The organism is Streptomyces mutabilis (assembly GCF_014649815.1).
In the GTDB taxonomy this organism is placed as follows: Bacteria; Actinomycetota; Actinomycetes; order Streptomycetales; family Streptomycetaceae; genus Streptomyces; species Streptomyces mutabilis.
This window is the reverse complement of record NZ_BMTT01000009.1, coordinates 72,031-93,239: the sequence shown is the minus strand read 5'-3', so window position 1 is coordinate 93,239 and position 21,209 is coordinate 72,031. Positions and strand designations below refer to the sequence as shown.

Annotated in this window: 25 protein-coding genes and 1 tRNA gene; 8 read left to right on the top strand and 18 right to left on the bottom strand. The window is 72.1% G+C overall.

Annotated features, from left to right (window positions below; all coding sequences use genetic code 11):
* Positions 1 to 9: 9 nt before the first annotated feature.
* From IE142_RS19695 to IE142_RS19680, 4 genes are all read left to right on the top strand, one after another.
* Positions 10 to 1,371 carry a bifunctional glycosyltransferase family 2/GtrA family protein gene (locus IE142_RS19695; RefSeq protein ID WP_191886967.1) on the top strand — a complete coding sequence of 454 codons (1,362 nt, stop codon included), beginning with the start codon at positions 10 to 12 and terminating at the stop codon, positions 1,369 to 1,371.
* Entirely contained in the window at positions 1,368 to 3,563 is a 2,196-nt protein-coding gene (locus tag IE142_RS19690; RefSeq protein WP_191886966.1) for an ArnT family glycosyltransferase, read from the top strand. The genes IE142_RS19695 and IE142_RS19690 overlap by 4 nt, the downstream gene beginning before the upstream one ends.
* A 54-nt stretch (positions 3,564 to 3,617) precedes the next feature.
* Positions 3,618 to 5,132 (top strand): MFS transporter, encoded by a 1,515-nt coding sequence (locus IE142_RS19685; protein WP_191886965.1) that lies wholly within the window; start codon positions 3,618 to 3,620, stop codon positions 5,130 to 5,132.
* A gap of 118 nt (positions 5,133 to 5,250) precedes the next feature.
* Positions 5,251 to 6,009: a TetR/AcrR family transcriptional regulator gene (locus IE142_RS19680; RefSeq protein WP_191886964.1), complete on the top strand. Its 759-nt coding sequence runs from the start codon at positions 5,251 to 5,253 to the stop codon at positions 6,007 to 6,009.
* A gap of 69 nt (positions 6,010 to 6,078) precedes the next feature.
* Here the strand turns inward: IE142_RS19680 and IE142_RS19675 are convergent, their stop codons facing one another.
* On the bottom strand, positions 6,079 to 6,549 hold the full coding sequence (locus IE142_RS19675) for a PPOX class F420-dependent oxidoreductase (RefSeq protein WP_191886963.1): 471 nt from the start codon (positions 6,547 to 6,549) through the stop codon (positions 6,079 to 6,081).
* A 34-nt stretch (positions 6,550 to 6,583) separates the two neighbouring features.
* Positions 6,584 to 6,979: an STAS domain-containing protein gene (locus tag IE142_RS19670; protein ID WP_191886962.1), complete on the bottom strand. Its 396-nt coding sequence runs from the start codon at positions 6,977 to 6,979 to the stop codon at positions 6,584 to 6,586.
* Between the two features lie 260 nt (positions 6,980 to 7,239).
* Here IE142_RS19670 and IE142_RS19665 point away from each other — a divergent pair, with 260 nt between their 5' ends.
* Both IE142_RS19665 and IE142_RS19660 read left to right on the top strand, forming a co-directional pair.
* On the top strand, positions 7,240 to 7,944 hold the full coding sequence (locus IE142_RS19665) for an ANTAR domain-containing protein (protein WP_229830688.1): 705 nt from the start codon (positions 7,240 to 7,242) through the stop codon (positions 7,942 to 7,944).
* 18 nt (positions 7,945 to 7,962) lie between these two features.
* Positions 7,963 to 8,664: a GAF and ANTAR domain-containing protein gene (locus IE142_RS19660; RefSeq protein WP_191886961.1), complete on the top strand. Its 702-nt coding sequence runs from the start codon at positions 7,963 to 7,965 to the stop codon at positions 8,662 to 8,664.
* Here IE142_RS19660 and IE142_RS19655 read toward each other — a convergent pair.
* The 3 genes from IE142_RS19655 to IE142_RS19645 form a co-directional block, all read right to left on the bottom strand.
* Positions 8,647 to 9,468: a YceI family protein gene (locus tag IE142_RS19655; RefSeq protein ID WP_191886960.1), complete on the bottom strand. Its 822-nt coding sequence runs from the start codon at positions 9,466 to 9,468 to the stop codon at positions 8,647 to 8,649. The two genes, IE142_RS19660 and IE142_RS19655, sit on opposite strands and share 18 nt — an antisense overlap.
* Before the next feature lie 109 nt (positions 9,469 to 9,577).
* Positions 9,578 to 12,043, bottom strand: a complete 2,466-nt coding sequence (locus IE142_RS19650; protein ID WP_502266899.1) for an MFS transporter — start codon at positions 12,041 to 12,043, stop codon at positions 9,578 to 9,580.
* 85 nt (positions 12,044 to 12,128) lie between these two features.
* The gene (locus IE142_RS19645) at positions 12,129 to 12,632 is read right to left on the bottom strand and encodes a MarR family winged helix-turn-helix transcriptional regulator (RefSeq protein WP_191886958.1); all 504 of its coding nucleotides are present in this window, start codon (positions 12,630 to 12,632) and stop codon (positions 12,129 to 12,131) included.
* Between the two features lie 229 nt (positions 12,633 to 12,861).
* Here IE142_RS19645 and IE142_RS19640 point away from each other — a divergent pair, with 229 nt between their 5' ends.
* A complete protein-coding gene (locus tag IE142_RS19640; RefSeq protein WP_100047657.1) occupies positions 12,862 to 13,059 on the top strand; it encodes a hypothetical protein in 198 nt (65 codons plus the stop codon).
* 106 nt (positions 13,060 to 13,165) lie between these two features.
* On the opposite strand, the gene IE142_RS19635 is transcribed toward IE142_RS19640, so the two are convergent.
* The 8 genes from IE142_RS19635 to IE142_RS19600 form a co-directional block, all read right to left on the bottom strand.
* Entirely contained in the window at positions 13,166 to 14,113 is a 948-nt protein-coding gene (locus IE142_RS19635; protein WP_191886957.1) for an RNA polymerase sigma factor SigF, read from the bottom strand.
* Positions 14,114 to 14,404: 291 nt separating this feature from the next.
* The gene (locus tag IE142_RS19630; protein ID WP_191886956.1) at positions 14,405 to 15,256 is read right to left on the bottom strand and encodes an RNA polymerase sigma factor SigF; all 852 of its coding nucleotides are present in this window, start codon (positions 15,254 to 15,256) and stop codon (positions 14,405 to 14,407) included.
* Between the two features lie 175 nt (positions 15,257 to 15,431).
* The gene (locus IE142_RS19625) at positions 15,432 to 15,725 is read right to left on the bottom strand and encodes a Dabb family protein (RefSeq protein WP_191886955.1); all 294 of its coding nucleotides are present in this window, start codon (positions 15,723 to 15,725) and stop codon (positions 15,432 to 15,434) included.
* Positions 15,725 to 15,928 (bottom strand): hypothetical protein, encoded by a 204-nt coding sequence (locus tag IE142_RS19620; protein ID WP_191887111.1) that lies wholly within the window; start codon positions 15,926 to 15,928, stop codon positions 15,725 to 15,727. The genes IE142_RS19625 and IE142_RS19620 overlap by 1 nt, the downstream gene beginning before the upstream one ends.
* A 60-nt stretch (positions 15,929 to 15,988) precedes the next feature.
* Positions 15,989 to 16,073 (bottom strand) — tRNA-Ser (locus tag IE142_RS19615).
* A 55-nt stretch (positions 16,074 to 16,128) separates the two neighbouring features.
* Positions 16,129 to 16,560: a tRNA adenosine(34) deaminase TadA gene (gene tadA, locus IE142_RS19610; RefSeq protein ID WP_229830711.1), complete on the bottom strand. Its 432-nt coding sequence runs from the start codon at positions 16,558 to 16,560 to the stop codon at positions 16,129 to 16,131.
* A gap of 77 nt (positions 16,561 to 16,637) precedes the next feature.
* Positions 16,638 to 17,183 carry a tRNA adenosine deaminase-associated protein gene (locus tag IE142_RS19605; protein ID WP_191887095.1) on the bottom strand — a complete coding sequence of 182 codons (546 nt, stop codon included), beginning with the start codon at positions 17,181 to 17,183 and terminating at the stop codon, positions 16,638 to 16,640.
* A gap of 278 nt (positions 17,184 to 17,461) precedes the next feature.
* Positions 17,462 to 17,692: a hypothetical protein gene (locus tag IE142_RS19600; protein ID WP_191887110.1), complete on the bottom strand. Its 231-nt coding sequence runs from the start codon at positions 17,690 to 17,692 to the stop codon at positions 17,462 to 17,464.
* A 105-nt stretch (positions 17,693 to 17,797) separates the two neighbouring features.
* On the opposite strand from IE142_RS19600, the gene upp reads away from it, so the two are divergent.
* On the top strand, positions 17,798 to 18,433 hold the full coding sequence (gene upp, locus IE142_RS19595; protein WP_191886954.1) for a uracil phosphoribosyltransferase: 636 nt from the start codon (positions 17,798 to 17,800) through the stop codon (positions 18,431 to 18,433).
* Between the two features lie 13 nt (positions 18,434 to 18,446).
* On the opposite strand, the gene IE142_RS19590 is transcribed toward upp, so the two are convergent.
* The 5 genes from IE142_RS19590 to IE142_RS19570 all read right to left on the bottom strand — a co-directional run bounded on the left by IE142_RS19590 (position 18,447) and on the right by IE142_RS19570 (position 21,198).
* Positions 18,447 to 19,067, bottom strand: a complete 621-nt coding sequence (locus IE142_RS19590) for a LytR C-terminal domain-containing protein (protein WP_191887093.1) — start codon at positions 19,065 to 19,067, stop codon at positions 18,447 to 18,449.
* A gap of 138 nt (positions 19,068 to 19,205) precedes the next feature.
* Complete coding sequence (locus IE142_RS19585) at positions 19,206 to 19,502, bottom strand: type II toxin-antitoxin system VapB family antitoxin (RefSeq protein ID WP_003999914.1); 297 nt, start codon at positions 19,500 to 19,502, stop codon at positions 19,206 to 19,208.
* A gap of 175 nt (positions 19,503 to 19,677) precedes the next feature.
* Positions 19,678 to 19,815, bottom strand: a complete 138-nt coding sequence (locus IE142_RS19580) for a hypothetical protein (protein WP_191886953.1) — start codon at positions 19,813 to 19,815, stop codon at positions 19,678 to 19,680.
* A 75-nt stretch (positions 19,816 to 19,890) separates the two neighbouring features.
* Positions 19,891 to 20,274, bottom strand: a complete 384-nt coding sequence (locus IE142_RS19575) for a hypothetical protein (RefSeq protein ID WP_229830686.1) — start codon at positions 20,272 to 20,274, stop codon at positions 19,891 to 19,893.
* A 339-nt stretch (positions 20,275 to 20,613) separates the two neighbouring features.
* Positions 20,614 to 21,198 (bottom strand): HhH-GPD-type base excision DNA repair protein, encoded by a 585-nt coding sequence (locus tag IE142_RS19570; RefSeq protein WP_191886952.1) that lies wholly within the window; start codon positions 21,196 to 21,198, stop codon positions 20,614 to 20,616.
* Positions 21,199 to 21,209 lie beyond the last annotated feature (11 nt).

The following is a 21,209-nucleotide window of genomic DNA, read 5'->3' as shown; positions in this document are numbered from 1 at the left end:
GTCGGTCCCATGCGAACCGACTCTTCTCCCGGCTCCCTGCCGGCGCGGGAGCATCTCCCGGCCGCAGGAGCCGGTACGCCTGTCCTGGACGTAGTGATCCCCGTCTACAACGAGGAGAAGGACCTCAGGCCGTGCGTCCTGAGGCTCCACGACCACCTCACGCGGACCTTCCCGTACGGGTTCCGCATCACGGTCGCGGACAACGCCTCCACCGACGCCACGCCCCACGTCGCCGCCCGGCTGGCGGCGGAGCTGCCCGAGGTCACGTCCCACCGACTGGAGCAGAAGGGGCGGGGCCGGGCCCTGCGCACCGTCTGGTCGGCCTCCGACGCCCCGGTCCTCGCCTACATGGACGTCGACCTGTCCACCGACCTCAACGCGCTGCTGCCGCTGGTGGCGCCGCTGATCTCCGGCCACTCGGACCTGGCGATCGGCTCCCGCCTCGCCCGCAGCTCCCGCGTGGTGCGCGGCGCCAAGCGGGAGTTCATCTCCCGCTCCTACAACCTCATCCTGCGCGGCTCCCTCCAGGCCCGCTTCTCCGACGCCCAGTGCGGCTTCAAGGCGATCCGCCGGGACGTGGCCCAGGTGCTGCTGCCGCTGGTGGAGGACACCGGCTGGTTCTTCGACACCGAGATGCTGGTGCTCGCCGAGCGGGCCGGCTGCCGCATCCACGAGGTGCCGGTCGACTGGGTCGACGACCCCGACTCGACCGTGCACATCGTGCGGACGGCGACCGAGGACCTCAAGGGCGTGTGGCGGGTCGGCAAGGCCCTGGCCACCGGTTCCCTGCCACTGGACCGGCTGGCCCGGCCGTTCGGCGACGACCCGCGCGACCGGGAGCTGACCGGCGTACCGCAGGGCCTGGCCCGGCAGCTCGTCGGCTTCTGTGCCGTCGGCGCCCTGTCCACCCTCTTCTACCTGCTGCTCTACAGCGCCTTCCGGGGCTTCACCGGTTCGCAGGTCGCCAACGCGCTCGCGCTGCTGGTCTCGGCGGTCGCCAACACCGCCGCCAACCGGCGGCTGACCTTCGGCGTGCGGGGGCGGGGAGGTGCCGTGCGGCACCAGGCGCAGGGACTGGTGGTCTTCGGCATCGGTCTCGTGCTGACCGGCGGTTCGCTCGCCGCCCTGAACGCGGCGACCGTCGACCCCGGCCACTCCACGGAGCTGGCGGTGCTGATCGCCGCCAACCTCGCCGCCACCGTGCTGCGTTTCCTGCTCTTCCGGGCCTGGGTGTTCCCGGACCCGGCGCCCGCGACGGAGCCGCTCCCGGCGGAACCCCGGCACCCGGACCCGTACCGCACCCGGGGCGGCGCGACCGTGCCGCTGCGGTCCGTGCGCGAAGCCCAAACCGACCCGAGGGACGGCCGATGACGACGCACCGCGAACCGGCGACGCACGCGGGGGACACCCGCCCCCGGGACGAGAACGGGGGGCCCCCGCCCACGGCGCCCCCCGGACCCGCACGGTCCCGACCACGCGCACTGGTGCGCACCCTGTGGCGCGGCCGGCCCGATGACCCCCGCTGGGCACGCCCGGCCTTCCTCGGCCTGTTGCTCGCCACGGCCCTGCTGTACCTCTGCGACCTGAGCGCCTCCGGCTACGCCAACTCCTTCTACTCGGCGGCCGTGCAGGCGGGCAGCCAGTCCTGGAAGGCGTTCTTCTTCGGCTCGCTCGACGCGGCCAACGCCATCACCGTCGACAAGCCCCCGGCCGCCCTGTGGCCGATGGCGCTCGCGGTGCGGATCTTCGGGCTCAGCTCCTGGTCGATCCTCGTCCCCGAGGTGCTGATGGGCGTCGCGACGGTCGCCGTCGTGTACGCGGCCGTGCGCCGCCGGTTCGGCCCGGCGGCCGGGCTGCTCGCCGGTGCGGTGCTGGCCCTGACGCCCGTCGCCGCGCTGATGTTCCGGTTCAACAACCCGGACGCGCTGCTCGCGCTGCTGATGTCCGTGGCCTGCTACCTGGTCGTCCGCGCGCTGGAGGACGGCCGGACCAAGTGGCTGGTGTGGGCGGGCGTCGCGATCGGGTTCGCCTTCCTGGCCAAGACCCTCCAGGCGTTCCTGATCCTGCCGGCCCTCGCCCTGGTCTACGGCGTCTGCGCGCCGGTGCGGCCGAGGAAGCGGCTCGGGCAGCTCGCGCTCGCCACCCTCGCCCTCGTCGTCTCCGGCGGCTGGTGGGTCGCGGCCGTGGAGCTGTGGCCGGCGTCGTCCCGCCCGTACATCGGCGGCTCGCAGAACAACAGCTTTTTGGAGCTGACCTTCGGCTACAACGGCCTGGGCCGGCTCAACGGCGAGGAGACCGGCAGCGTCGGCGGCGGCGGTGGCCCCGGCGGCGGGAGCGGCGGACAGTGGGGCGAGACCGGCTGGGACCGGATGTTCAATTCCGAGATCGGCGGCCAGATCTCTTGGCTGCTCCCGGCGGCCCTGGTCCTGTTGGTCGCGGGGCTCGTCGCCCTGCGCCGCGGCGGCCGCACCGACGCCGCCCGCGCGTCCCTCCTGGTCTGGGGCGGCTCGCTGCTGATGACCATGGCCGTCTTCAGTTACATGGCGGGCATCTTCCACCAGTACTACACGGTGGCCCTCGCGCCGTACCTCGCCGTCGTGGTCGGCATGGGCGCGACCGCGCTGTGGGAGCGGCGCGAGCGGGTCTGGGCGTCGCTCGCCCTCGCCGCCGCCGTCACGGCGACCGCGGCCTGGGGTTACGTGCTGCTCAACCGCACGCCCGACTACCTGCCCTGGCTGAAGTGGCTCGTCCTCGTCGGCGGCCTGGTGGCCGCGCTGGGGCTGGTCTTCGCCGGGCGGCCGGGCGGGCGGGTGGCGCTCGCCGCGGCGGGGCTGGGCGTCGTGGCGTCACTGGCCGCGCCGGCCGCGTACACGCTGAGCACCGTGCAGGAGGGGCACAGCGGCTCCATCGTCACGGCCGGCCCGTCCGGCGCGAGCATGATGGGCGGGCCGGGCGGTGGTGGTGGCCGGGGCGGCGGCCCCGGTGGCGGCGACCCGGGCGGAGGCGCCTTTCCCGGCGGCGGAACCGCGCCCGGTCAAGGGCAGGGCCAGGGCCAAGGTCGGGGCCAGGGCGGTCCCGGCACCGGCGGCTTCCCCGGAGGCGCACCGGGCCGGAACGGCCAGACCGCCCCGGACGGCCGGACCGAGGGTGGCACCGGCACGGGCGGCGACGGCATGGGCGGAGGCGGCGGCATGGGGGGTCTGCTGAACGGCGCCCAGGTCGGCTCCGAGGCCAAGAAGCTGCTGGAGACCGACGCCGACGACTACACCTGGGTCGCCGCCGCGGTCGGTGCCCAGAACGCCGCGAGCTACCAGCTCAGCACCGGCGAGCCCGTGATGGCGATCGGCGGCTTCAACGGCACGGACCCGTCACCGACGCTCGCCCAGTTCAAGAAGTACGTCGAGGGCGGCGAGATCCACTACTTCGTCGGCGGCGGGACGGGCGGCGGCGCGGGCGGCGACTCCGGTACGTCGTCGCGGATCACGTCCTGGGTGGAGGCCAACTTCACGAAGGTGACGGTCGGTTCGGCCACCTTCTACGACCTCACCCGGCCGACCGCCTGACAGGCCGGGCAGTCACGCTGTACAGCGTATGGGAGCCCTTATACGCTGTACAGCATGACGACGTCCTCACCGGAACGGGAAAAGGAACCGGGCCGGGCCCAGCCCGCGCCCGCCACCGTCCAGGGCCACCCGCGGCGCTGGCTGATCCTCGGTGTCATCAGCCTCGCCCAGCTGACGGTGGTGCTCGACAACACCGTGCTGAACGTGGCCATCCCCTCGCTCACCGACGAGCTGGGGGCGGCCACCTCCGACATCCAGTGGATGATCAACGCCTACTCACTGGTGCAGTCCGGCCTGCTGCTCACCGCGGGCAGCGCCGCCGACCGCTACGGCCGCAAGAAGATGCTGGCCGCGGGTCTGGCGCTGTTCGGCCTGGGCTCACTGGCGGCGGGCCTCGCGGACAGCACCGGCCAGCTGATCGCGGCGCGGGCCGGCATGGGCGTCGGCGGCGCGCTGCTGCTGACCACCACGCTCGCCGTGGTCATGCAGATCTTCGCGCCCGAGGAGCACGCCAAGGCGATCGGCATCTGGAGCGCGGTGAGCGCGCTCGGCTTCGCCTGCGGTCCGCTGATCGGCGGCTTCATGCTGGACCACTTCTGGTGGGGCGCGATCTTCCTGATCAACCTGCCGGTCGTGGCGCTGGGCCTGGCCGCGGTGGTGACCCTGGTCCCCGAGTCGAAGAACCGGCAGGGCGACCGCCCCGACCTGCTGGGCGCCGTACTCTCCACGATCGGCATGACCGCACTGGTCTACGCGATCATCTCCGGCCCCGAGCACGGCTGGACCTCGGGCCGCGTACTGGCCACGGCGGCCGTCGCGGTGGGCGTGCTCGCGCTCTTCGCGTACTGGGAGAGCCGCGTCCCGTATCCCATGCTCGACCTCGCCTTCTTCCGCAACCAGCGGTTCACGGGCGCGGTCGCCGGTCTGATGCTGATCACCTTCGGTATGGGCGGCGCGCTGTTCCTGCTCACCCAGCACCTGCAGTTCGTGCTCGGGTACGACCCGCTGGAGGCGGGGCTGGCGACCGCGCCGCTGGCCGTGACGGTGGTGGTGCTGAACTTCTCCGGCATCGCGGCGAAGTGGCTGGCCAAGCTCGGTACGCCGGTGGCGGTGATGCTGAGCATGGTGCTGATGTCGGCGGGCCTGGTGGCCATCGCCACCCTGACCGGAGTGGGCTATGCGGGCACGCTGCTGGGGCTGCTGCTGATCGGCGTGGGGTGCGCACTCGGCAACCCGGCCATGGCGCACGCCATCATGAGCTCGATCCCGCCGGCCAAGGCAGGCGTCGGCGCGGGAATCAACGGGACGCTCGCGGAGTTCGGCAACGGGCTGGGCGTGGCCGTGCTGGGTGCGGTGCTGAACTCGCGGTTCGCGGCGCTGGTGCCGGTCGCGGCGGCGTCGTTGCCGGCCGCGCTGGCCTCGGCGGAAGGGGAGGCGGAGCGGGAGCGGGTCATCGACGCGTTCTCCTCCGGACTGGAGAGCAGTCAGCTGGTGGGGGCGGTGGCCGTGCTGGTCGGCGGGGCCGTGGCGGCGGTGCTGCTGCGCAGGGCGGAGCGGGCCGGCGCCTGAGAGCCCGGTCGGTGGGGCGACCGCGCGGCTGCGAGCTAGTCGTGGCCGGTCGCGCCGTACCCCGCGTCCCTGAGGGGGCGCCTAGCATGACCGGCATCGTTGAGCGAGGTAGGTGCGTATGGCGAAGGCGGGCCAGGGGCCGCGGTCCAGTGTCTGGCTGGTGGGCGAGGGGCGGCGCGGCGGTCGTCGCGGCGGGCAGCCGTCCGGGCTCGACCGCGAGCGGATCACCGAGGCCACGGTCCGGCTGCTGGACGCCGAGGGTCTGGCCAAGTTCTCCATGCGCCGCCTGGCGGCCGAACTGGACGTCACCGCGATGTCCGTCTACTGGTACGTCGACACCAAGGATCAGCTGCTCGAACTCGCGCTGGACGCCGTGTACGGCGAGCTGCGCCCCCCCGACCCGGAGGCCGGCGGGGACTGGCGCGAGCAGCTGCGCACGCTGGCCAGGGAGAACCGTGCGCTGCTGGTGCGCCACCCCTGGCTGTCCCCGCTGGCCGGCACCTACCTCAACATCGGGCCGCACTCGCTGGCCTTCTCCCGCGCGGTGCAGGGTGTGATGCGCCGGAGCGGACTGCCCGTGCACCGGCTGACCGGGGCGATCTCGACCGTCTTCCAGTTCGTGTACGGCTACGGCACGATCGAGGGCCACCTCTTCGCGCGGGCGGCCGGGTCCGGGATGAGTTTGGACGAGTACTTCCAGGACTCCATGAACGCGGTGGCCGAGTCGCCGGACACCGCCCCGGACGTCATCGCGGAGTCCCGGGCCATCATGTCGGCCCGCGGCGGCGATACGGTCGCGGAGATGCTGGACCGGGACTTCGAGTTCGCGCTGGACCTGCTGATCGCGGGCATCGAGGCGATGATCGACCGGGGCTGACCGGCCCCCCGGAAGCCCGGTGCCCCGACCGTGGCATGCCGCATGCCGCATGCCGCATGCCGTCAGGTGTCAGCCGTCCGAAGCCAGCCGCGCCGGGAAGCCGCCCGTCGCCACCGGCCCCCACTTCTCCGGCGTCACCCGGATGATCGACTTGCCCTGCTTCACCATCGCCTGCCGGTACTCGTCCCAGTCGGGGTGCTCGCCGGAGATGTTGCGGTAGTAGTCCACCAGCGGCTCCACGGAGTCGGGGGTGTCGATGACCTCCGCCGTGCCGTCGATCTGGACCCAGGGGCCGTTCCAGTCGTCGCTGAGCACGATGACGCTGACCCGCGGGTCGCGCCGTGCGTTGCGGGTCTTGGCGCGTTCGGGGTACGTGGAGACCACGATCCGCCCGGAGTCGTCGACCCCGCAGGTCAGCGGCGACCCCTGCGGGCTGCCGTCGGCCCGGCGGGTCAGCAGGATCGCCCGGTGCCGGGGGCGTACGAAGTCCAGCAACTCGTTCAGGGAGACACGGGTGTTCGTCGCGATGTTCGGTGCCATGCGGCCACCCTAGGCCGGATGCGCCGGGCGGGCCTCAGGTCGGGCTCCCGCTCACCTTCGCGCCGCCCGCCCCGCTTCCGGGGCGCAGTGCCTCCGCGAGACTGTCGTACACCGGCACGTCCCGGCGCAGACCGGACAGTTCCAGTATCCGGCTGGGCACGCCCGTCGGGGTGGCCACCACCCGCAGCCGGGCACGGTCGTGCAGGCGGTGGCGCACCTCCGTCAGGAGGCGGACGCCCTGGGAGTCCATGAAGCGGGTGGCGGTCAGATCCAGGACGAGGAAGCGCAGGCCAGCCGAGTGATGGTCCACGGCGGACATGATCAGTGGGAGCAGCCCCGCGGCGTTGCAGAAGTCGATCTCGCAGGGCAGCGCGAGCACGGTGTGACCGGGTGGTTCACACGGCTCGCACGGTCGGGGGAGGAAGGTCACGGCACTCACCTGGCAGACGTCCGTCCGGCTTCCGGCAAGGCCGCTTCCTGACCCGCTCCCCATTCCATCACGCCGTCGCCGGGATGCGGAAGGTGCCTGCCCGGTCCGTCGACCGGGCGTCACCGCCGCGCAACCAAGCAGCTAAAGTGCTGTACGTCCTGTGCTCGCAGTCAGGAATGTGCTGCGGAGCTCTCCTGCGCACGGCCACCGGGTCGTGCACGCCGAAGAGGTTCGTGGTGGCTGCGTCCGAATTTACTGATTTGCCGCGTTTTCCGGTGGGCTTCGAGCTGGCCGAGGCCCTGACGTCGGCGGCTCGGCAGTTGCACGGTACGGGCACCCCCGACGACACCCTGACCGCCGCGGTCCAGCTGGCGGTACGCCTGCTGCCCGGCGCCGAGCACGCGGGCATCTCGGAGATCCAGCGCGGTCGGCTGCGCACCCTCGCCTGGACCGACGAGGCCGTACGCTTCGACGCCGATTCCCGGCACGGGGGCCGCGAGCCGCACCTGGACTGGGACCGCCTGTGGACCACACCCGTGGTCCGCACGGACGACAGCGACGCCGACGGCGGCGGGAACGCCCTCTCCGGCCTCGGCCTGCGCTCCGCCCTGTCGCTGAGGCTGCGCGCCGACCGGCGCCGCCTGACCGTGCTGACGGCGTACGCCCGCAAGCCGCATGCCTTCGACGAGGACGCCACCCGCGTCGGCCGCCTGTTCACCGCGCACGTCTCCCTCGCCCTGGACTCGGCGACCGTGCGGGAGCAGCTCACCGAGGCCATGCGCACCCGGGACCTGATCGGCCAGGCCACCGGCATCCTCATGGAGCGCCTGACCATCGACGCGGCCGGTGCTTTCGACTCCCTGGTGAAGGCTTCCCAGCGGGAGAACGTGAAGCTGCGCGACCTCGCCCGCCGCATCGTCGACGCGAACAGCGGCGCGCAGGGGCGAGGAGTGGGCGAGCGATGACGGGATATCCGTACGGTCATGACCTCGCAGACCTCTGACACGCTCGACCAGGCGATAGCCAGGAGCCAGGGGCTCGACACCCTGCTGCGCGACCTGACCGACCGCGCGGTGGGCCAGGTGCCGGGGGCCGTGGCCTGCTCGGTCACCGTGCGCCGGGCCGACCGGCTGATGACGCTGGCGGGGAGTTCGGGGCTGCCCAGCGGCCTGGACCTCAGGCAGTACGAGAACGGCTCGGGGCCGTGCGTGGACGCGGCCGAGACGGGGAGCGCCCGGTACTCCCCCGATCTGGCCGCGGAGACCCGCTGGCCCTCGTACACGGAGTACGCGCTGGCCACCGGCGTGCGCTGTGTGCTGGCGCTGCCGATGGCGGTCGAGGGCGAGACGGGTGCCGCGCTCAACATCTACGGCTCGGAGCCCGACTCGCTGGCGCAGGGGTGCGAAGCGGCCCGCACCTTCGCGGAGCGGGCCGCCGACGCGGTGAACGAGGCCCTGCGCCTGGAGCGGCAGCAGGCCTCGGCGGCCGACGTGCGCACCGCGCTGCTCTCCCGCAGCACCATCGACCAGGCGGTCGGCATTCTCATGGCCCGGGAGCGGATCGACGCCCACCGGGCCCTGGCTCGGCTGCGCCGGGCCTCCCAGCACCGGAACGTCAAGCTCCGTGACCTGTGCGGCGAAGTGGTGGCCCAGGCGTCCGGCGGCGCCTCACGCGGCCGGCAGTGACTCCCCCTGGACCGCCTGGATGTCCAGCTCGATCCTGAGGGTCGTGCCGATGGCGGCGATGCCGGCCTGGAGGACCTGGTTGTAGTTCATGGCGAAGTCCTCGCGCCGCAGTTCCGTGGTCGCGCGGAACGCCGCCCGGGTGCCGCCCCACGGGTCGGCGCCGGTGCCGAGGTAGGCCAGGTCCAGATCGACCGGGCGGACCACGCCGTGCAGGCCCAGCTCGCCGTGGACGCTCCAGCGGTCCGGGCCGGCCTGCGTCACCCCGGTGGAGCGGTAGGTGATCTCCGGGTACCGCTCGGTGTCCAGGAAGTCGGCGGAGCGCAGGTGCGTGTCGCGCATGCCGTTGCCGGTGTCGACGGAAGCCGCCTTGATCACCGCCTCCACCCGGGACTTGGTCACGTCGTCCGGCGCGATCTCGACCGTGCCGGCGAACTCCGTGAACCTGCCGTGCACGCTGGAGATGCCCAGGTGCTGGGCGACCGCGGCGACGCTGGAGTGCGCCGGGTCGATGGTCCACGGTCCGGGCGGCGGCAGTTCGGTGCCGCCCTGGCGGGCCAGCGTCACGGTGCCGACCTCGGCCCGGCCGCTCGCGGTGACGATCGCGCTGGACGCGGCCGGCGCGTAGCCGACGGCGGTGACGATCACGGTGTACGCCCCCGGCGCCAGCGGGGCGGTGTCCCGCACGGTGCCCTCGGTGTCCGCCTCGGCGCGCAGCACCTGCGCACCGGTCATGTCGGTCACCGTGACGACCGCGTGCGACACGGCCCATCCGTCCCGCGTTCGGATCCTCGCGGTCAGTCCCATCCCGTTTTCTCCCTGCAAAGGCTCAGAAAGTGGTCATGAACGAACCGGCCCGTGGTGGGCGGACGCGCCTCCGCTCAGAGCGCGCACGCCACCACGGGCCGGGGTCTCGCTACTCGCCGGGGTGGGCGAGCTCGATGTCGTGGCCGTCGGCACCCGGGCCGGCGACCGTCAGGGACGTCGCCACCGGCGGGTAGCCGGTCGCGATCACGGTGTACTCACCGGCGTCCAGGTCGGTGAAGGCGTACGCCCCGTCCGCGCCGGTGGTGGCCGTGCCGGCCACGTTGCCCGCCGCGTCGACCAGCGTGACGCGGGCGTCGGCCAGCGGACCGTGCGGCGCCCGCACGACACCCTGGACCTGAGCGCCGGCCTGGAGGTCGACCTCCACGCGGGTGACGCCGGTGCCGCCCACCTCGACGGGCAGGGCGCGCGGCCGGTAGCCGGCGGCGTTGACCGCGACGGTCACCGTGCCGGGCACCAGCTCGGCGAAGGAGAACTCGCCCGCCTCACCGGTGGCGGCGGTGGCCAGCAGGTCCCCGCGTACATCGGTCACGATCACCATGGCGTCCTTCACCGGCAGTCCGCCCTCCACGGCGCGCACCAGGCCGGTCAGCCCGCTGGTGCCGCTGAGCAGGATGTCGTACGCGACCGGCTCGTCGTTCACGACGATCGTCGACGCCTGCGGCTGGAAACCGTCGGCGGAGGCGATCAGGACGTACGATCCCGCACTCGGCGCGTCGATCGCGTAGGAGCCGTCGGCCTGGGCGATCGAGCGGCCCAGCTGCCGGCCGCCCAGCGAGATCAGCGTGACCGCGGCCTGCGGGACCGGCGCGGACTCGGCGCCGCGGACGTAGCCGCGGACCGCGACGCCGCCGGAGACGGGTGCGGTGGGCTCACCGGAACCGGCCGCCGAGGCGACGGCGGCGAGTCGCTGCGTGGCCGCGGGCTGCGTGCCGGAGTCGGCGATGGACGGGGCGGCGACCCCACCGGCCGGAACCGGTTCGGCGGCGACCCGGGTGGCCTCGGCCGGGGCCGGAGCCGAAGGGGAGGCGGTCTCGGCGTCCGCGACCTGGGCGAGGGCGCCCGAGGTGCGCAACGGGACCTCCTTGATGAACAGGGTCACGATGAAACCGAGGGCGGCGATCGGTGTGACGTACAGGAAGATGTCGGCGATGCCGTGCCCGTAGGCGCTCTCCAGCCACTCGCGGATGCCGGGGGGCAGCAGGTCCATCTTGGGGATGCCCCCGCCGGTGGCCGTGGCCGCGCCCGCCTGCTCCTCGGGGCTGAGCTGTCCGATGGTGTCCTGGGCGTAGTGGCTGATCCGGGACGACATGATCGAGCCGAGCACCGAGACGCCCACCGCACCGCCGAGGGACCGGAAGAAGGTCACCACGGAGGAGGCGGCGCCCAGGTCGCTCGGGGCCACCTGGTTCTGCGTGCAGAGGACCAGGTTCTGCATCATCATGCCGACGCCGAGCCCCATCAGCGCCATGAAGATCGCGATGTGCCAGTACGGGGTGTCGTAGCGCATACCGCTCAGCAGGCCCAGGCCCGCCGTCAGCAGCACACCGCCGGCCAGCAGCCAGCCCTTCCACTTGCCGGTCTTGGTGATGATCTGACCGGAGACGGTCGACGACACGAACAGGCCGCCGATCATCGGGATGGTCATGACGCCCGACATGGTCGGGGACTCACCGCGGGCCAGCTGGAAGTACTGGCTGAAGTAGACGGTGCCCGCGAACATCGCGATACCGACGAACAGCGAGGCCAGCGAGGCCAGCGTGATGGTGCGGTTCCGGAACAGGCGCAGCGGGATGATCGGCTCGCTGGCCCTGGACTCGACGAGCAGGAAGATCAGCGTCAGCGCGATCGCGCCGCCGACCATGACGCCCGTCTGCCAGGACATCCAGGAGTACTTGTCGTCGGCGAAGGTCACCCAGATGAGCAGCAGGCTGACGGCGGCGGTGATGAAGAAGGCGCCGGCCCAGTCGACCTTGACCTTCCGCTTGGTCACCGGCAGGTTCAGCGTCTTCTGCAGCACGATCAGCGCGATGATCGCGAACGGCACGCCGACGTAGAGGCACCAGCGCCAGCCGAGCCAGCTGGTGTCGGTGATGACGCCGCCGAGCAGCGGGCCGCCGACGGTGGCGACGGCGAAGGTGGCGCCGAGGTAGCCGGAGTACCGGCCGCGCTCGCGCGGGGAAATCATCGCGGCCATGATGATCTGGGCCAGGGCGGACAGACCGCCGGCGCCCAGACCCTGGATGGCACGTGCGGAGATCAGCATGGCCGGGTTCTGCGACAGGCCGGCCACGACGGAGCCGAGGACGAAGACGCAGAGGGCTATCTGGACCAGGGCCTTCTTGCTGACCAGGTCGGCGAGCTTGCCCCACAGCGGGGTGGAGGCGGTCATCGTCAGCAGCGATGCGGTGACGACCCAGGTGTAGGCACTCTGGCCGCCACCGAGGTCGCCCACGATCTCGGGCAGGGCGTTTGTGACGATGGTCGAGGACAGGATGGCGCAGAACATGCCGAGCAAGAGCCCGGACAGCGCCTCCATGATCTGCCGGTGCGTCATCGGAGCGTCTCCGGCGGAGCCTCCCCCGTGCTTGGCATGAGCCCGCACACCGGCTGGTGTGGTCGTTGCCATGGACTTCCTTTGCTTACTTCGTGGTGGTCGCGGGTGTACGGGTGGTCTGTTCGACCCCGGGTGGTGCGGGGGGCCGGGCCGGTGCGGACCGGCAGTCGTCGAAGCTCGCCCTGAGCCTGGTCATCAGCCGGGTGAGCTGGCCGACCTCGTCGTCGGTCCAGTCGCTCAGGCGGTGGGCCAGCAGCTGGGTCGTCCGCTCCGACAGCTCGTCGAGCTGCGACTGGCCCGCGGGCGTCAGGCGCAGGATGCGCGAGCGCTTGTCCGCGGGGTCGGGGGAGCGTTCGATCCAGCCCCGGTCGGCTATGTGTGCGACGTGGCGGCTGGTCACCGACATGTCCACGGCGAGCAGCTCGGCGAGCTTGCTGATGCGCATGTCCCCGTGGCGGCCCAGCAGCGTCAGTACGGCGGCGGAACCGCCGGGACAGTCGGCCGGCAGGATGCGGCCCATCTCCCGTTTGACGGCGCCGAAGGCGCTGAACTGTCGGATCAGCTCCTCGTACTGCGCCCTCTCGGCCATGCGCACCTCCCGTGTTCGTTGCTTAGGGCAACCATAGGACCGGTTGGTTGCTACAGGCAAATAAAAACGGTCATGCGGCAGACAAAAAGTTGGCAAAGACAAGTATTGCGAAAGTAAACGTGCAGGTGGCGGGTGGTGGGGAGGCCTGGAGGCGGCCCGGGTGCGGCGCAAGGTGGTTCGTCGGCCCCGCGCTTGGGCCACCACCGCGGATTCGCTAGTGTCTCGGCCCATGGCTAACAACCAGGGCCCCCAGGGCAATTACGACCCCGCAGGCAGCACCCAGATGTTCCGCGCGTTCGTCGACGACGCCCCCCAGTCCCGGCAGGCGGCCCCTGCCGCCTCCTCCGGGCCCCGCATCGGCCTGATCGTCGGCATCGTGGCCGCCGTGGCGATCGTCGCGGCCGTGGCCTGGCTGGCGCTGAAGTAGCGGCACCGAGGCGGAAACGGCGCCCGGTGCGGGCGCACGCACGTGACGGCGACCGCCGCGGCACCCCGAGGTGCCGCGGCGGTCGCCGGAGTGTCCGGAGCCGGACTCAGTCGGAGATCAGGCCCTCGCGCAGCTGCGCCAGGGTGCGCGTCAGCAGCCGGGAGACGTGCATCTGCGAGATGCCGACCTCCTCGCCGATCTGCGACTGGGTCATGTTGGCGAAGAAGCGCAGCATGATGATCCGCCGCTCCCGGGGCGGCAGCTTGGCCAGCAGCGGCTTGAGGGACTCGCGGTACTCCACGCCCTCCAGCGCCGTGTCCTCGTAGCCGAGGCGGTCGGCCAGTGAGCCCTCGCCGCCGTCGTCCTCAGGGGCCGGGGAGTCCAGTGAGGAGGCGGTGTAGGCGTTGCCCACCGCGAGGCCGTCGACGACGTCCTCCTCGGAGACGCCGAGCACGGCGGCCAGCTCGCCGACGGTCGGGGAGCGGTCCAGCTTCTGGGAGAGCTCGTCGCTGGCCTTCGTCAGGGCCAGGCGCAGCTCCTGGAGTCGGCGCGGGACGCGCACCGACCACGAGGTGTCCCGGAAGAACCGCTTGATCTCGCCGACGACGGTCGGCATCGCGAACGTCGGGAACTCCACGCCCCGTTCGCAGTCGAAGCGGTCGATCGCCTTGATCAGGCCGATCGTACCGACCTGGACGATGTCCTCCATCGGCTCGTTGCGCGAGCGGAAGCGGGCCGCCGCGTAGCGCACCAGCGGGAGGTTGAGCTCGATCAGGGTGTCCCGGACGTAGGCACGCTCGGGGCTGTCCTCGTCGAGGGCGGCGAGCCGCAGGAACAGGGAGCGGGACAGGGTGCGGGTGTCGATGGCCTCCGGGGCCGCGAGGGCCTGGGCCGGCACGGCGTCGAGGGTCGGTACGGCTTCGCCGGCCTGACCGTCGTCGATGGAGCCGACGGAGTCGATGGAGCCGACGGGGCCGAGCGCCTCGAGCGTGTCGGGCGCGGTCTCGCTCTCCGCGAGCGCGAGCACCTTCGAGCTGCCCTGGTCTGCGGACATGCCACCCCCTTTGGGTCGCGGGACGGTCACGGCGCACGCTCCCGGGACGGGAACGCAGCCTTCACCTGAATACCGGAGCCGGAGCCCCGGCAAACGCGTCTCCGGCAGAATGTCACATGTCGGCAACACGCTGTAGTGACATGTCGACATCCGAGATGCGAATTCCCCCTGGAAACAGAGGGTCTGACGGCCTTTCGGCCCGATTCCGCCCGCAACGGCCCTGGTGAGCGATTCGCTCGCCCCGGTGACCGTTCGCTCGCGCCTTCGAATGCTTCCCGCGGTGGGGTGAAACTACGCCTCGATGCGGTTGGCGGACCTCAACCGCTGGAAACTACGCGCCAGTAGCCGCGAGACGTGCATCTGCGAAACGCCGAGTTCCGCACTGATCTGCGACTGGGTGAGGTTGTTGTAGTAGCGCAGCAGCAGGATCCGCTGCTCCCGCTCCGGGAGCTGGACGAGCAGGTGCCGGACGAGGTCGCGGTGCTCGACGCCGTCGAGGGCGGGATCCTCGTAGCCGAGCCGGTCGAGCAGTCCGGGCAGGCCGTCGCCCTCCTGCGCGGCCTCCAGCGAGGTGGCGTGGTACGACCGGCCCGCCTCGATGCAGGACAGCACCTCCTCCTCGGAGATGCGCAGCCGCTCGGCGATCTCGGCGGTCGTCGGGGAGCGCCCGAAGGCGGTCGTCAGGTCCTCGGTGGCGCTGTTGACCTGCACCCACAGTTCGTGCAGCCGGCGCGGGACGTGCACCGTGCGGACGTTGTCCCGGAAGTACCGCTTGATCTCGCCGACCACGGTCGGCATCGCGAACGTCGGGAACTGCACGCCCCGTTCGGGGTCGAAGCGGTCGATGGCGTTGATGAGCCCGATGGTGCCGACCTGGACGACGTCCTCCATCGGCTCGTTGCGGGAGCGGAAGCGGGCGGCGGCGTAGCGCACCAGCGGGAGGTTGGCCTCGATGAGCGCCGCGCGTACCCGGTCGTGCTCCGGCGTGCCCGGCGTGAGCCCCTTCAGCTCACCGAAGAGCACCTGGGTCAGGGCCCGGGTGTCCGCGCCCCGGCTGCGCTGCTGCGTGGTCTCCCGCGGGGGCGCCTCGTTGGCCTGGGCAGGCGGCGCGGGCGGTGCTTGAGGCGCAGTACTGGCCGGCACGGTCAACTCCACCTCGTGATTCGTCAACTCTTCCGTCACTCATCCGTCAAAAGCGGTCATAGCATCACAAGACATGTGCACTGTGTGCAAGCACCGCATAACGTCGTGTTGAGTGAACGAACGCAGATCGGCCCCGCACCGGTCGGGTGCGGGGCCGACGGCGGGCGGCGGGGGATCAGAACTCGTAGTCGGCGATCACCCAGGTGGCGAACTCCCGCCACAGTGCCACGCCTGCCTGGTGTGCGGGGTGTTCCAGGTACCGCTGGAGGGCGTCGGTGTCGTCCACCGCCGAGTTGATGGCGAAGTCGTAGGCGATGGGCCGGTCGCTGATGTTCCAGGCGCACTCCCAGAAGCGCAGCTCCTCGATCCGGTCGCCGAGAGACCGGAAGGCCTCGACGCCCTCTGCGACGCGCGGGTCGTCACGCTGCACGCCGTCGTTGAGCTTGAACAGCACCAGGTGGCGGATCATCACTTTCCTCCGTTGGCGGCCCAGGTCATGAAGTCACCCACGGCGCCCGCCGCGTCGGAGATGCCCTCAAAACCTATCTGGACGTAGTCGGCGGCCTTCTTCGGGTCCGTGATGATCACGTAAAGCACGAAAACCACGAGTGCGTAGACGGCGATCTTCCTCGCGTTCACCGCCACCGCGGCCTCCCCTGTCCCTTGTTGCACGCCTTTCGATCGCACATGATCGCACGAAGGGCCCCGTCTTTCGACGGGGCCCTTCCGGAGCGGTAGCGGAGGGATTTGAACCCTCGGTGACTTGCGCCACACTCGCTTTCGAGGCGAGCTCCTTCGGCCGCTCGGACACGCTACCGAGACAGACCTTACAGCACCGGGTGGCGTGGTTCGAAATCGGTATTCGGCGCCGGTCAGCGGTCGCGGAAGAACTCGGTGAGCAGCCGGGCGCAGTCCTCCGCGAGCACGCCCTCGATCACCTCGGGACGGTGGTTGAGCCGCCGGTCGCGCACGACGTCCCACAGGGAGCCGGCCGCGCCCGCCTTGTCGTCGCGGGCGCCGTAGACGACGCGGTCCACGCGGGACTGCACCAGCGCGCCCGCGCACATCGTGCACGGCTCCAGGGTGACGACGAGGGTGCAGCCGGCCAGCCGCCACTCTCCGAGCGCCGCGGCAGCCCGGCGGACGGCGAGCACCTCGGCGTGGGCCGTGGGGTCGCCGCCGGCCTCGCGCTCGTTGTGTCCGGCGGCCAGCACCGTCCGTCCGTCCGGTGCCAGCACGACGGCACCGACGGGCACGTCACCGCTGAGCCCGGCCCGCCCGGCCTCGGCCAGTGCGAGCCGCATCGCCGCCCGCCACGGGCCGCGCACCGGGTCGGGCGGGCCGGAACGTTCCGCCGGTTGCTCTCCCACGTCCCGTCCGGTCAGCGGACCGTCTCCAGCACCTCGAAGGCGCCCAGGGCGTCGGCGATCTCGCCGACCGCGTCCCCGGACAGCGAGCGCAGCTCCTTCTCGCTCACGCCCAGGTCGTCCAGGACCTCGGCGTCACCGACGGGCCCGTGCGGCACGGCCTCACCGGCGCCGGCGGCCGCGTCACCGCCGTCGGCACCGTCCTCGTCGTCGTCGGACTCACCGTCCTCCGTGCCGTCGAGGTCGAGGGCGTCGAGGTCGTCGCCGTCGTCACCGGGCTCCCGGCCGAGCAGTTCGTCGGTGAGCAGGATCTCGCCGTAGCTGCTGCGGGCCGCCGCGGCGGCGTCCGAGACGTAGATACGGGGGTCCTCCTCGCCGTCCACCCGGACGACTCCGAACCACGCGTCCTCCTGCTCGATCAGCACGAGCACCGTGTCCTCGTCGGGAGAGGCTTCCCGGGCCAGGTCGGCCAGATCCGACAGGGTCTCCACATCGTCGAGCTCCGTGTCGCTCGCTACCCATCCGTCTTCGGTGCGCGCGAGCAGTGCGGCGAAGTACACCGTGACTCTCCCACTGGTCATAGGCGTGCCGGTTGGGGGTCCCTCCGGCGGAGGCTGCGGGCGGGGGAGCGGTACTTTGAGCCCCACCCACTCGAAATCGTGGCAGAAACAAGGCCGTCAGGGGACGTCTTCGGCGCCCTGTGTCCGGCAGTTTTGACCGGGGACCCCGACTCGTCGCCGCCACGTGCGGATCGTACGCGCATTCTCACGGCACCCATGTACCCCCACCGCACCGACACCGGCGCGGCGCGCGATCTTCCCTCCGCCGGTCCGGGGAACTACCAGCGGAAGGTGCGCATGCGCATCGCGTGCCGCAACCGGGCTGCCTTGGCGCGGCGCGGCTGCACCCGGTCCCGCAACTCCCGGGCCTCGGCCAGGTCGCGCAGGAACTGGGCCCGCCGCCGACGGCGCTCGCCCTCCCGCTCCAGCTCCGTACTCCGCTCCGTACCCCGTGCCCTCCCCGGCTCCTTGCCGAGGGGCGGCGTGTCGTGGAAGTCCCGGTCAGGCACAGCGTCACCACCCAGCGTCAGTCCCTCCCACCTTCCCCCGACCGGGGGGTTCGACTCCCGCGAGCGAGTGAAGCGACCGCGCGGGGCCCGGTTACTGTGGTGGACATGCGTCTCCACGTCGTCGACCACCCCCTGGTCGCCCACAAGCTCACCACGCTGCGCGACCAGCGCACGGACTCCGCGACCTTCCGCCGTCTCGCCGACGAGCTGGTCACCCTGCTCGCCTACGAGGCCACGCGCGACGTGCGCACCGAACAGGTCGACATCCACACGCCGGTCTCACAGACCACCGGCGTCAAGCTCTCCCACCCGCGTCCGCTGGTGGTGCCTATCCTGCGGGCCGGTCTCGGCATGCTCGACGGCATGGTCCGGCTGCTGCCGACCGCTGAGGTGGGCTTCCTGGGCATGGTGCGCAACGAGGAGACGCTCCAGGCCTCCACCTACGCCACGCGCATGCCGGACGACCTCTCGGGGCGCCAGGTGTACGTCCTGGACCCGATGCTGGCCACGGGCGGCACCCTGGTCGCGTCGATCCAGGAGCTGATCAAGCGCGGCGCCGACGACGTGACGGCCGTGGTGCTGCTCGCCGCGCCGGAGGGCGTGGAACTCATGGAGCGCGAGCTGGCCGGCACCCCCGTGACGGTCGTGACGGCCTCGGTCGACGAGCGCCTCAACGAACTGGGCTACATCGTGCCGGGCCTCGGCGACGCGGGCGACCGCATGTACGGGGCGGCCGAGTAGGTCGTACGGCTGCTCAGCAGCCCTTCTTCTCCGCGGCGGGCGTCGGCTGCGGCGCGGCCAGTGCGGCCAGCGCCGCGTCGGCGTCCGCCGGCTTCGTCAGCCCCTTGAAGCCGTTGCCGATGATCAGATCGACCTCGGCGCCCTTGCGGGCCGCGTCGGTACGGCGTTCCGCGCCGGGCAACTGGGCGCCGAGCACGGGCAGCGAGCTCTTCAGGGCCGTGACGGGGCCGAGCAGGAGGCCCGCGCCCTGGACCTTCTTGTCGTACTCCTTGGGCGCGTTGCTCACGTCACCGATGCGGAAGCCGCGCTTCTTCAGCTCGTCGGCGGTCTTCTGGGCGAGGCCGCTGCGGGGCGTGGCGTTGAGCACGTTGACGGTGACCTGGGCGGGCTTCGGCAGCTTCACCGCCGCGGGTGAGGCGCTCGCCTTGGCGGCGGTGGTCCGGCAGTCCCCGGCCGCACCGAGGGCGGAGGCCTTGTCCCCGCCGGTGAAGACGTCGATCAGCTGGAGCGTGCCCCAGCCGAGCACCCCGAGGACGGTGGCGCAGGCGACGGCGACGAACGCGAGCCTGCCGCGTCGCCGGGCCGGTCGCATCCGCGGGTACCTGTCCCCCGTGATCTTGTATTGGCCGCCCATACCAGGGGGAGTGAGCATGCTCATGGGCGCAGCGTAGTGCGATGAGGCGGTGATGCCTATTAGATGATCAGTCGACGTTCCGCCGTTCGGCCCGACGCAACCCGAAAGGGGGTCAGAGCCGAGGCGTCGCGGGGCTGGTCAGTCGAGTTCGAGGACCCGCGCGTGCAGCACCTGACGCTGCTGGAGTGCCGCGCGCACCGCGCGGTGCAGTCCGTCCTCGAGATACAGGTCGCCCTGCCACTTCACGACGTGTGCGAAGAGGTCGCCGTAGAAGGTGGAGTCCTCGGCGAGGAGGGTCTCCAGGTCGAGCTGGCCCTTGGTCGTCACGAGCTGATCGAGGCGGACCGGGCGCGGCGCGACGTCCGCCCACTGCCGGGTGCTCTCCCGGCCGTGGTCGGGGTACGGCCGGCCGTTTCCGATGCGCTTGAAGATCACACGGAAAGCCTACCGGCCCAGACGTTGCGGGCGCAGCCATGGCGGCGGAGTGCAGCGCTGGAAAAGAAGCCGTGAAAGGGGGCAAACAGGTCCGGAACCCGGTCGGTACGGCCGTGACCGGGTGCCGCCGCGGCGGAGGCGGCCGGACCGCCTCCGCCGCGCTCGGCCGGCTCGGTCAGTCCCGCCTCTCCTCGTGCGCGGGGGGCCGGGGTTCGCTCGGAGCCTGTGGCTTGCCGGTGTCGGGATCCGGGGTGCGTCGGGCACCCTCGGCGCGCAGGAGGGCGCGCAGGACGGCGTAGGGGTCGTCGGACATGGCTGCTTCCTCGTTCCTGTCCGGGTGTGTCGGCGCGGGGCGGACGGACCGGGCGGACCGCCCGGCCGGGCGCCCTCAGCAGCGCAGGACCACGGAACGAGGAGAGGACGGCGGCCCGCCCGGAAGGGGAGGCGCGACGGACCGCCGCTGCCGAGGTCGGGTCGTCCGCCCCGACGCCACGGTCCGCAGCACGGCACCGCGCCGGACGCTTCGGGCCGGTGCGCGCGGGGCGGTGCCGAGTTGGTCGTACTCGCCGGCACCGCCACCACCGACGCCTCCGCCGCCCGCACCCGCCACCGGCGCGAGGGGCCCCGCCTGGGCCGTCGCGTGGGCGCAGGGCAGGACGAGGGCGAGCAGCAGGACGAGGACCCGCAGCCACGCACCGCGGCGCCCGCCACGCACCACCCGCCCGGCGCGTGCGGCGGGGACGGTGGTGGTGGCGTGCGGTGCGGGTCTCACGTCGGTTCGTGTCCCCGCCGGGCGTGCGCCGCCCATCGCGCCGCGGCGTAAACCGCTCGCTCGGCGTAGGGACGGGCAGGGGCGCCGATCGCCCGCAGCGGTCGGCCCGTCCGCGCCGTTCACCCCCGCAACCGACCGATCCCGCGCCGTTCCGGGGACGGACACCCCCGGCGCGGCCCCGACCCACGGACAACCGAGCGTGCTACCCGCACCCCAACCACAGCGGCGCCGCGGGCACCCCGCACCACAAACCCGTACAGGCCGCCACGGGCACCCCGCACCACGAGCCGGCGCAGGCCCGCCGCAGGCCCTCCCCGCCCAACCGCCGGAGGCACCCGCTCAGCCTCCGGAAGCCTTCGCCGCCGCCTTTGCCTCCTGCTTGTACGCCCGGACCTTCGTCAGCGAATCCGGCCCGGTGATGTCGGCCACCGAGCGGAAGGAGTCCGGCTCGCCGTACGCGCCGGCCGCCTCGCGCCAGCCCTCCGGCCGGACGCCGAGCTGCTTGCCCAGCAGGGCCAGGAAGATCTGGGCCTTCTGCTTGCCGAAGCCCGGCAGTTCCTGGAGCCGCTTCAGCAGCTCCTTGCCGCTGCCGACGCCCCGCCACACCGCCTCGGCGTCACCGTCGTACGTCTCGACGAGGTACCGGCACAGCTGCTGCACCCGTCCCGCCATCGAACCGGGGTAGCGGTGCACCGCCGGCTTCTCGGAGAGCAGCGCGGCGAAGGCCTCCGGGTCGTACGCGGCGATGTCGTGCGCGTCCAGGTCCTCCGCGCCCATGCGCCGGGCGATGGTCGACGGCCCCTTGAACGCCCACTCCATGGGCACTTGCTGGTCGAGCAGCATGCCCACCAGCGCGGCGAGCGGGCTGCGGCCGAGGAGCTCGTCGGCCTCGGGGTCCTGGGCGAGGTGCAGTGTGACGTCCATGCCCCCGATGA

Excerpts from the sequence above, each read along its gene's own strand:
- IE142_RS19695 (WP_191886967.1), top strand. The coding sequence starts at position 10 with ATGCGAACCGACTCTTCTCCCGGCTCCCTGCCGGCGCGGGAGCATCTC.
- IE142_RS19690 (WP_191886966.1), top strand. The coding sequence starts at position 1,368 with ATGACGACGCACCGCGAACCGGCGACGCACGCGGGGGACACCCGCCCC.
- IE142_RS19685 (WP_191886965.1), top strand. The coding sequence starts at position 3,618 with ATGACGACGTCCTCACCGGAACGGGAAAAGGAACCGGGCCGGGCCCAG.
- IE142_RS19680 (WP_191886964.1), top strand. The coding sequence starts at position 5,251 with ATGGCGAAGGCGGGCCAGGGGCCGCGGTCCAGTGTCTGGCTGGTGGGC.
- IE142_RS19675 (WP_191886963.1), bottom strand. The coding sequence starts at position 6,549 with ATGGCACCGAACATCGCGACGAACACCCGTGTCTCCCTGAACGAGTTG.
- IE142_RS19660 (WP_191886961.1), top strand. The coding sequence starts at position 7,963 with ATGACCTCGCAGACCTCTGACACGCTCGACCAGGCGATAGCCAGGAGC.
- IE142_RS19655 (WP_191886960.1), bottom strand. The coding sequence starts at position 9,468 with ATGGGACTGACCGCGAGGATCCGAACGCGGGACGGATGGGCCGTGTCG.
- IE142_RS19650 (WP_502266899.1), bottom strand. The coding sequence starts at position 12,043 with ATGACGCACCGGCAGATCATGGAGGCGCTGTCCGGGCTCTTGCTCGGC.
- IE142_RS19645 (WP_191886958.1), bottom strand. The coding sequence starts at position 12,632 with ATGGCCGAGAGGGCGCAGTACGAGGAGCTGATCCGACAGTTCAGCGCC.
- IE142_RS19640 (WP_100047657.1), top strand. The coding sequence starts at position 12,862 with ATGGCTAACAACCAGGGCCCCCAGGGCAATTACGACCCCGCAGGCAGC.
- IE142_RS19635 (WP_191886957.1), bottom strand. The coding sequence starts at position 14,113 with ATGTCCGCAGACCAGGGCAGCTCGAAGGTGCTCGCGCTCGCGGAGAGC.
- IE142_RS19625 (WP_191886955.1), bottom strand. The coding sequence starts at position 15,725 with ATGATCCGCCACCTGGTGCTGTTCAAGCTCAACGACGGCGTGCAGCGT.
- tadA (WP_229830711.1), bottom strand. The coding sequence starts at position 16,560 with ATGCGGCTCGCACTGGCCGAGGCCGGGCGGGCCGGGCTCAGCGGTGAC.
- upp (WP_191886954.1), top strand. The coding sequence starts at position 17,798 with ATGCGTCTCCACGTCGTCGACCACCCCCTGGTCGCCCACAAGCTCACC.
- IE142_RS19590 (WP_191887093.1), bottom strand. The coding sequence starts at position 19,067 with ATGGGCGGCCAATACAAGATCACGGGGGACAGGTACCCGCGGATGCGA.
- IE142_RS19580 (WP_191886953.1), bottom strand. The coding sequence starts at position 19,815 with ATGTCCGACGACCCCTACGCCGTCCTGCGCGCCCTCCTGCGCGCCGAG.
- IE142_RS19570 (WP_191886952.1), bottom strand. The coding sequence starts at position 21,198 with ATGGACGTCACACTGCACCTCGCCCAGGACCCCGAGGCCGACGAGCTC.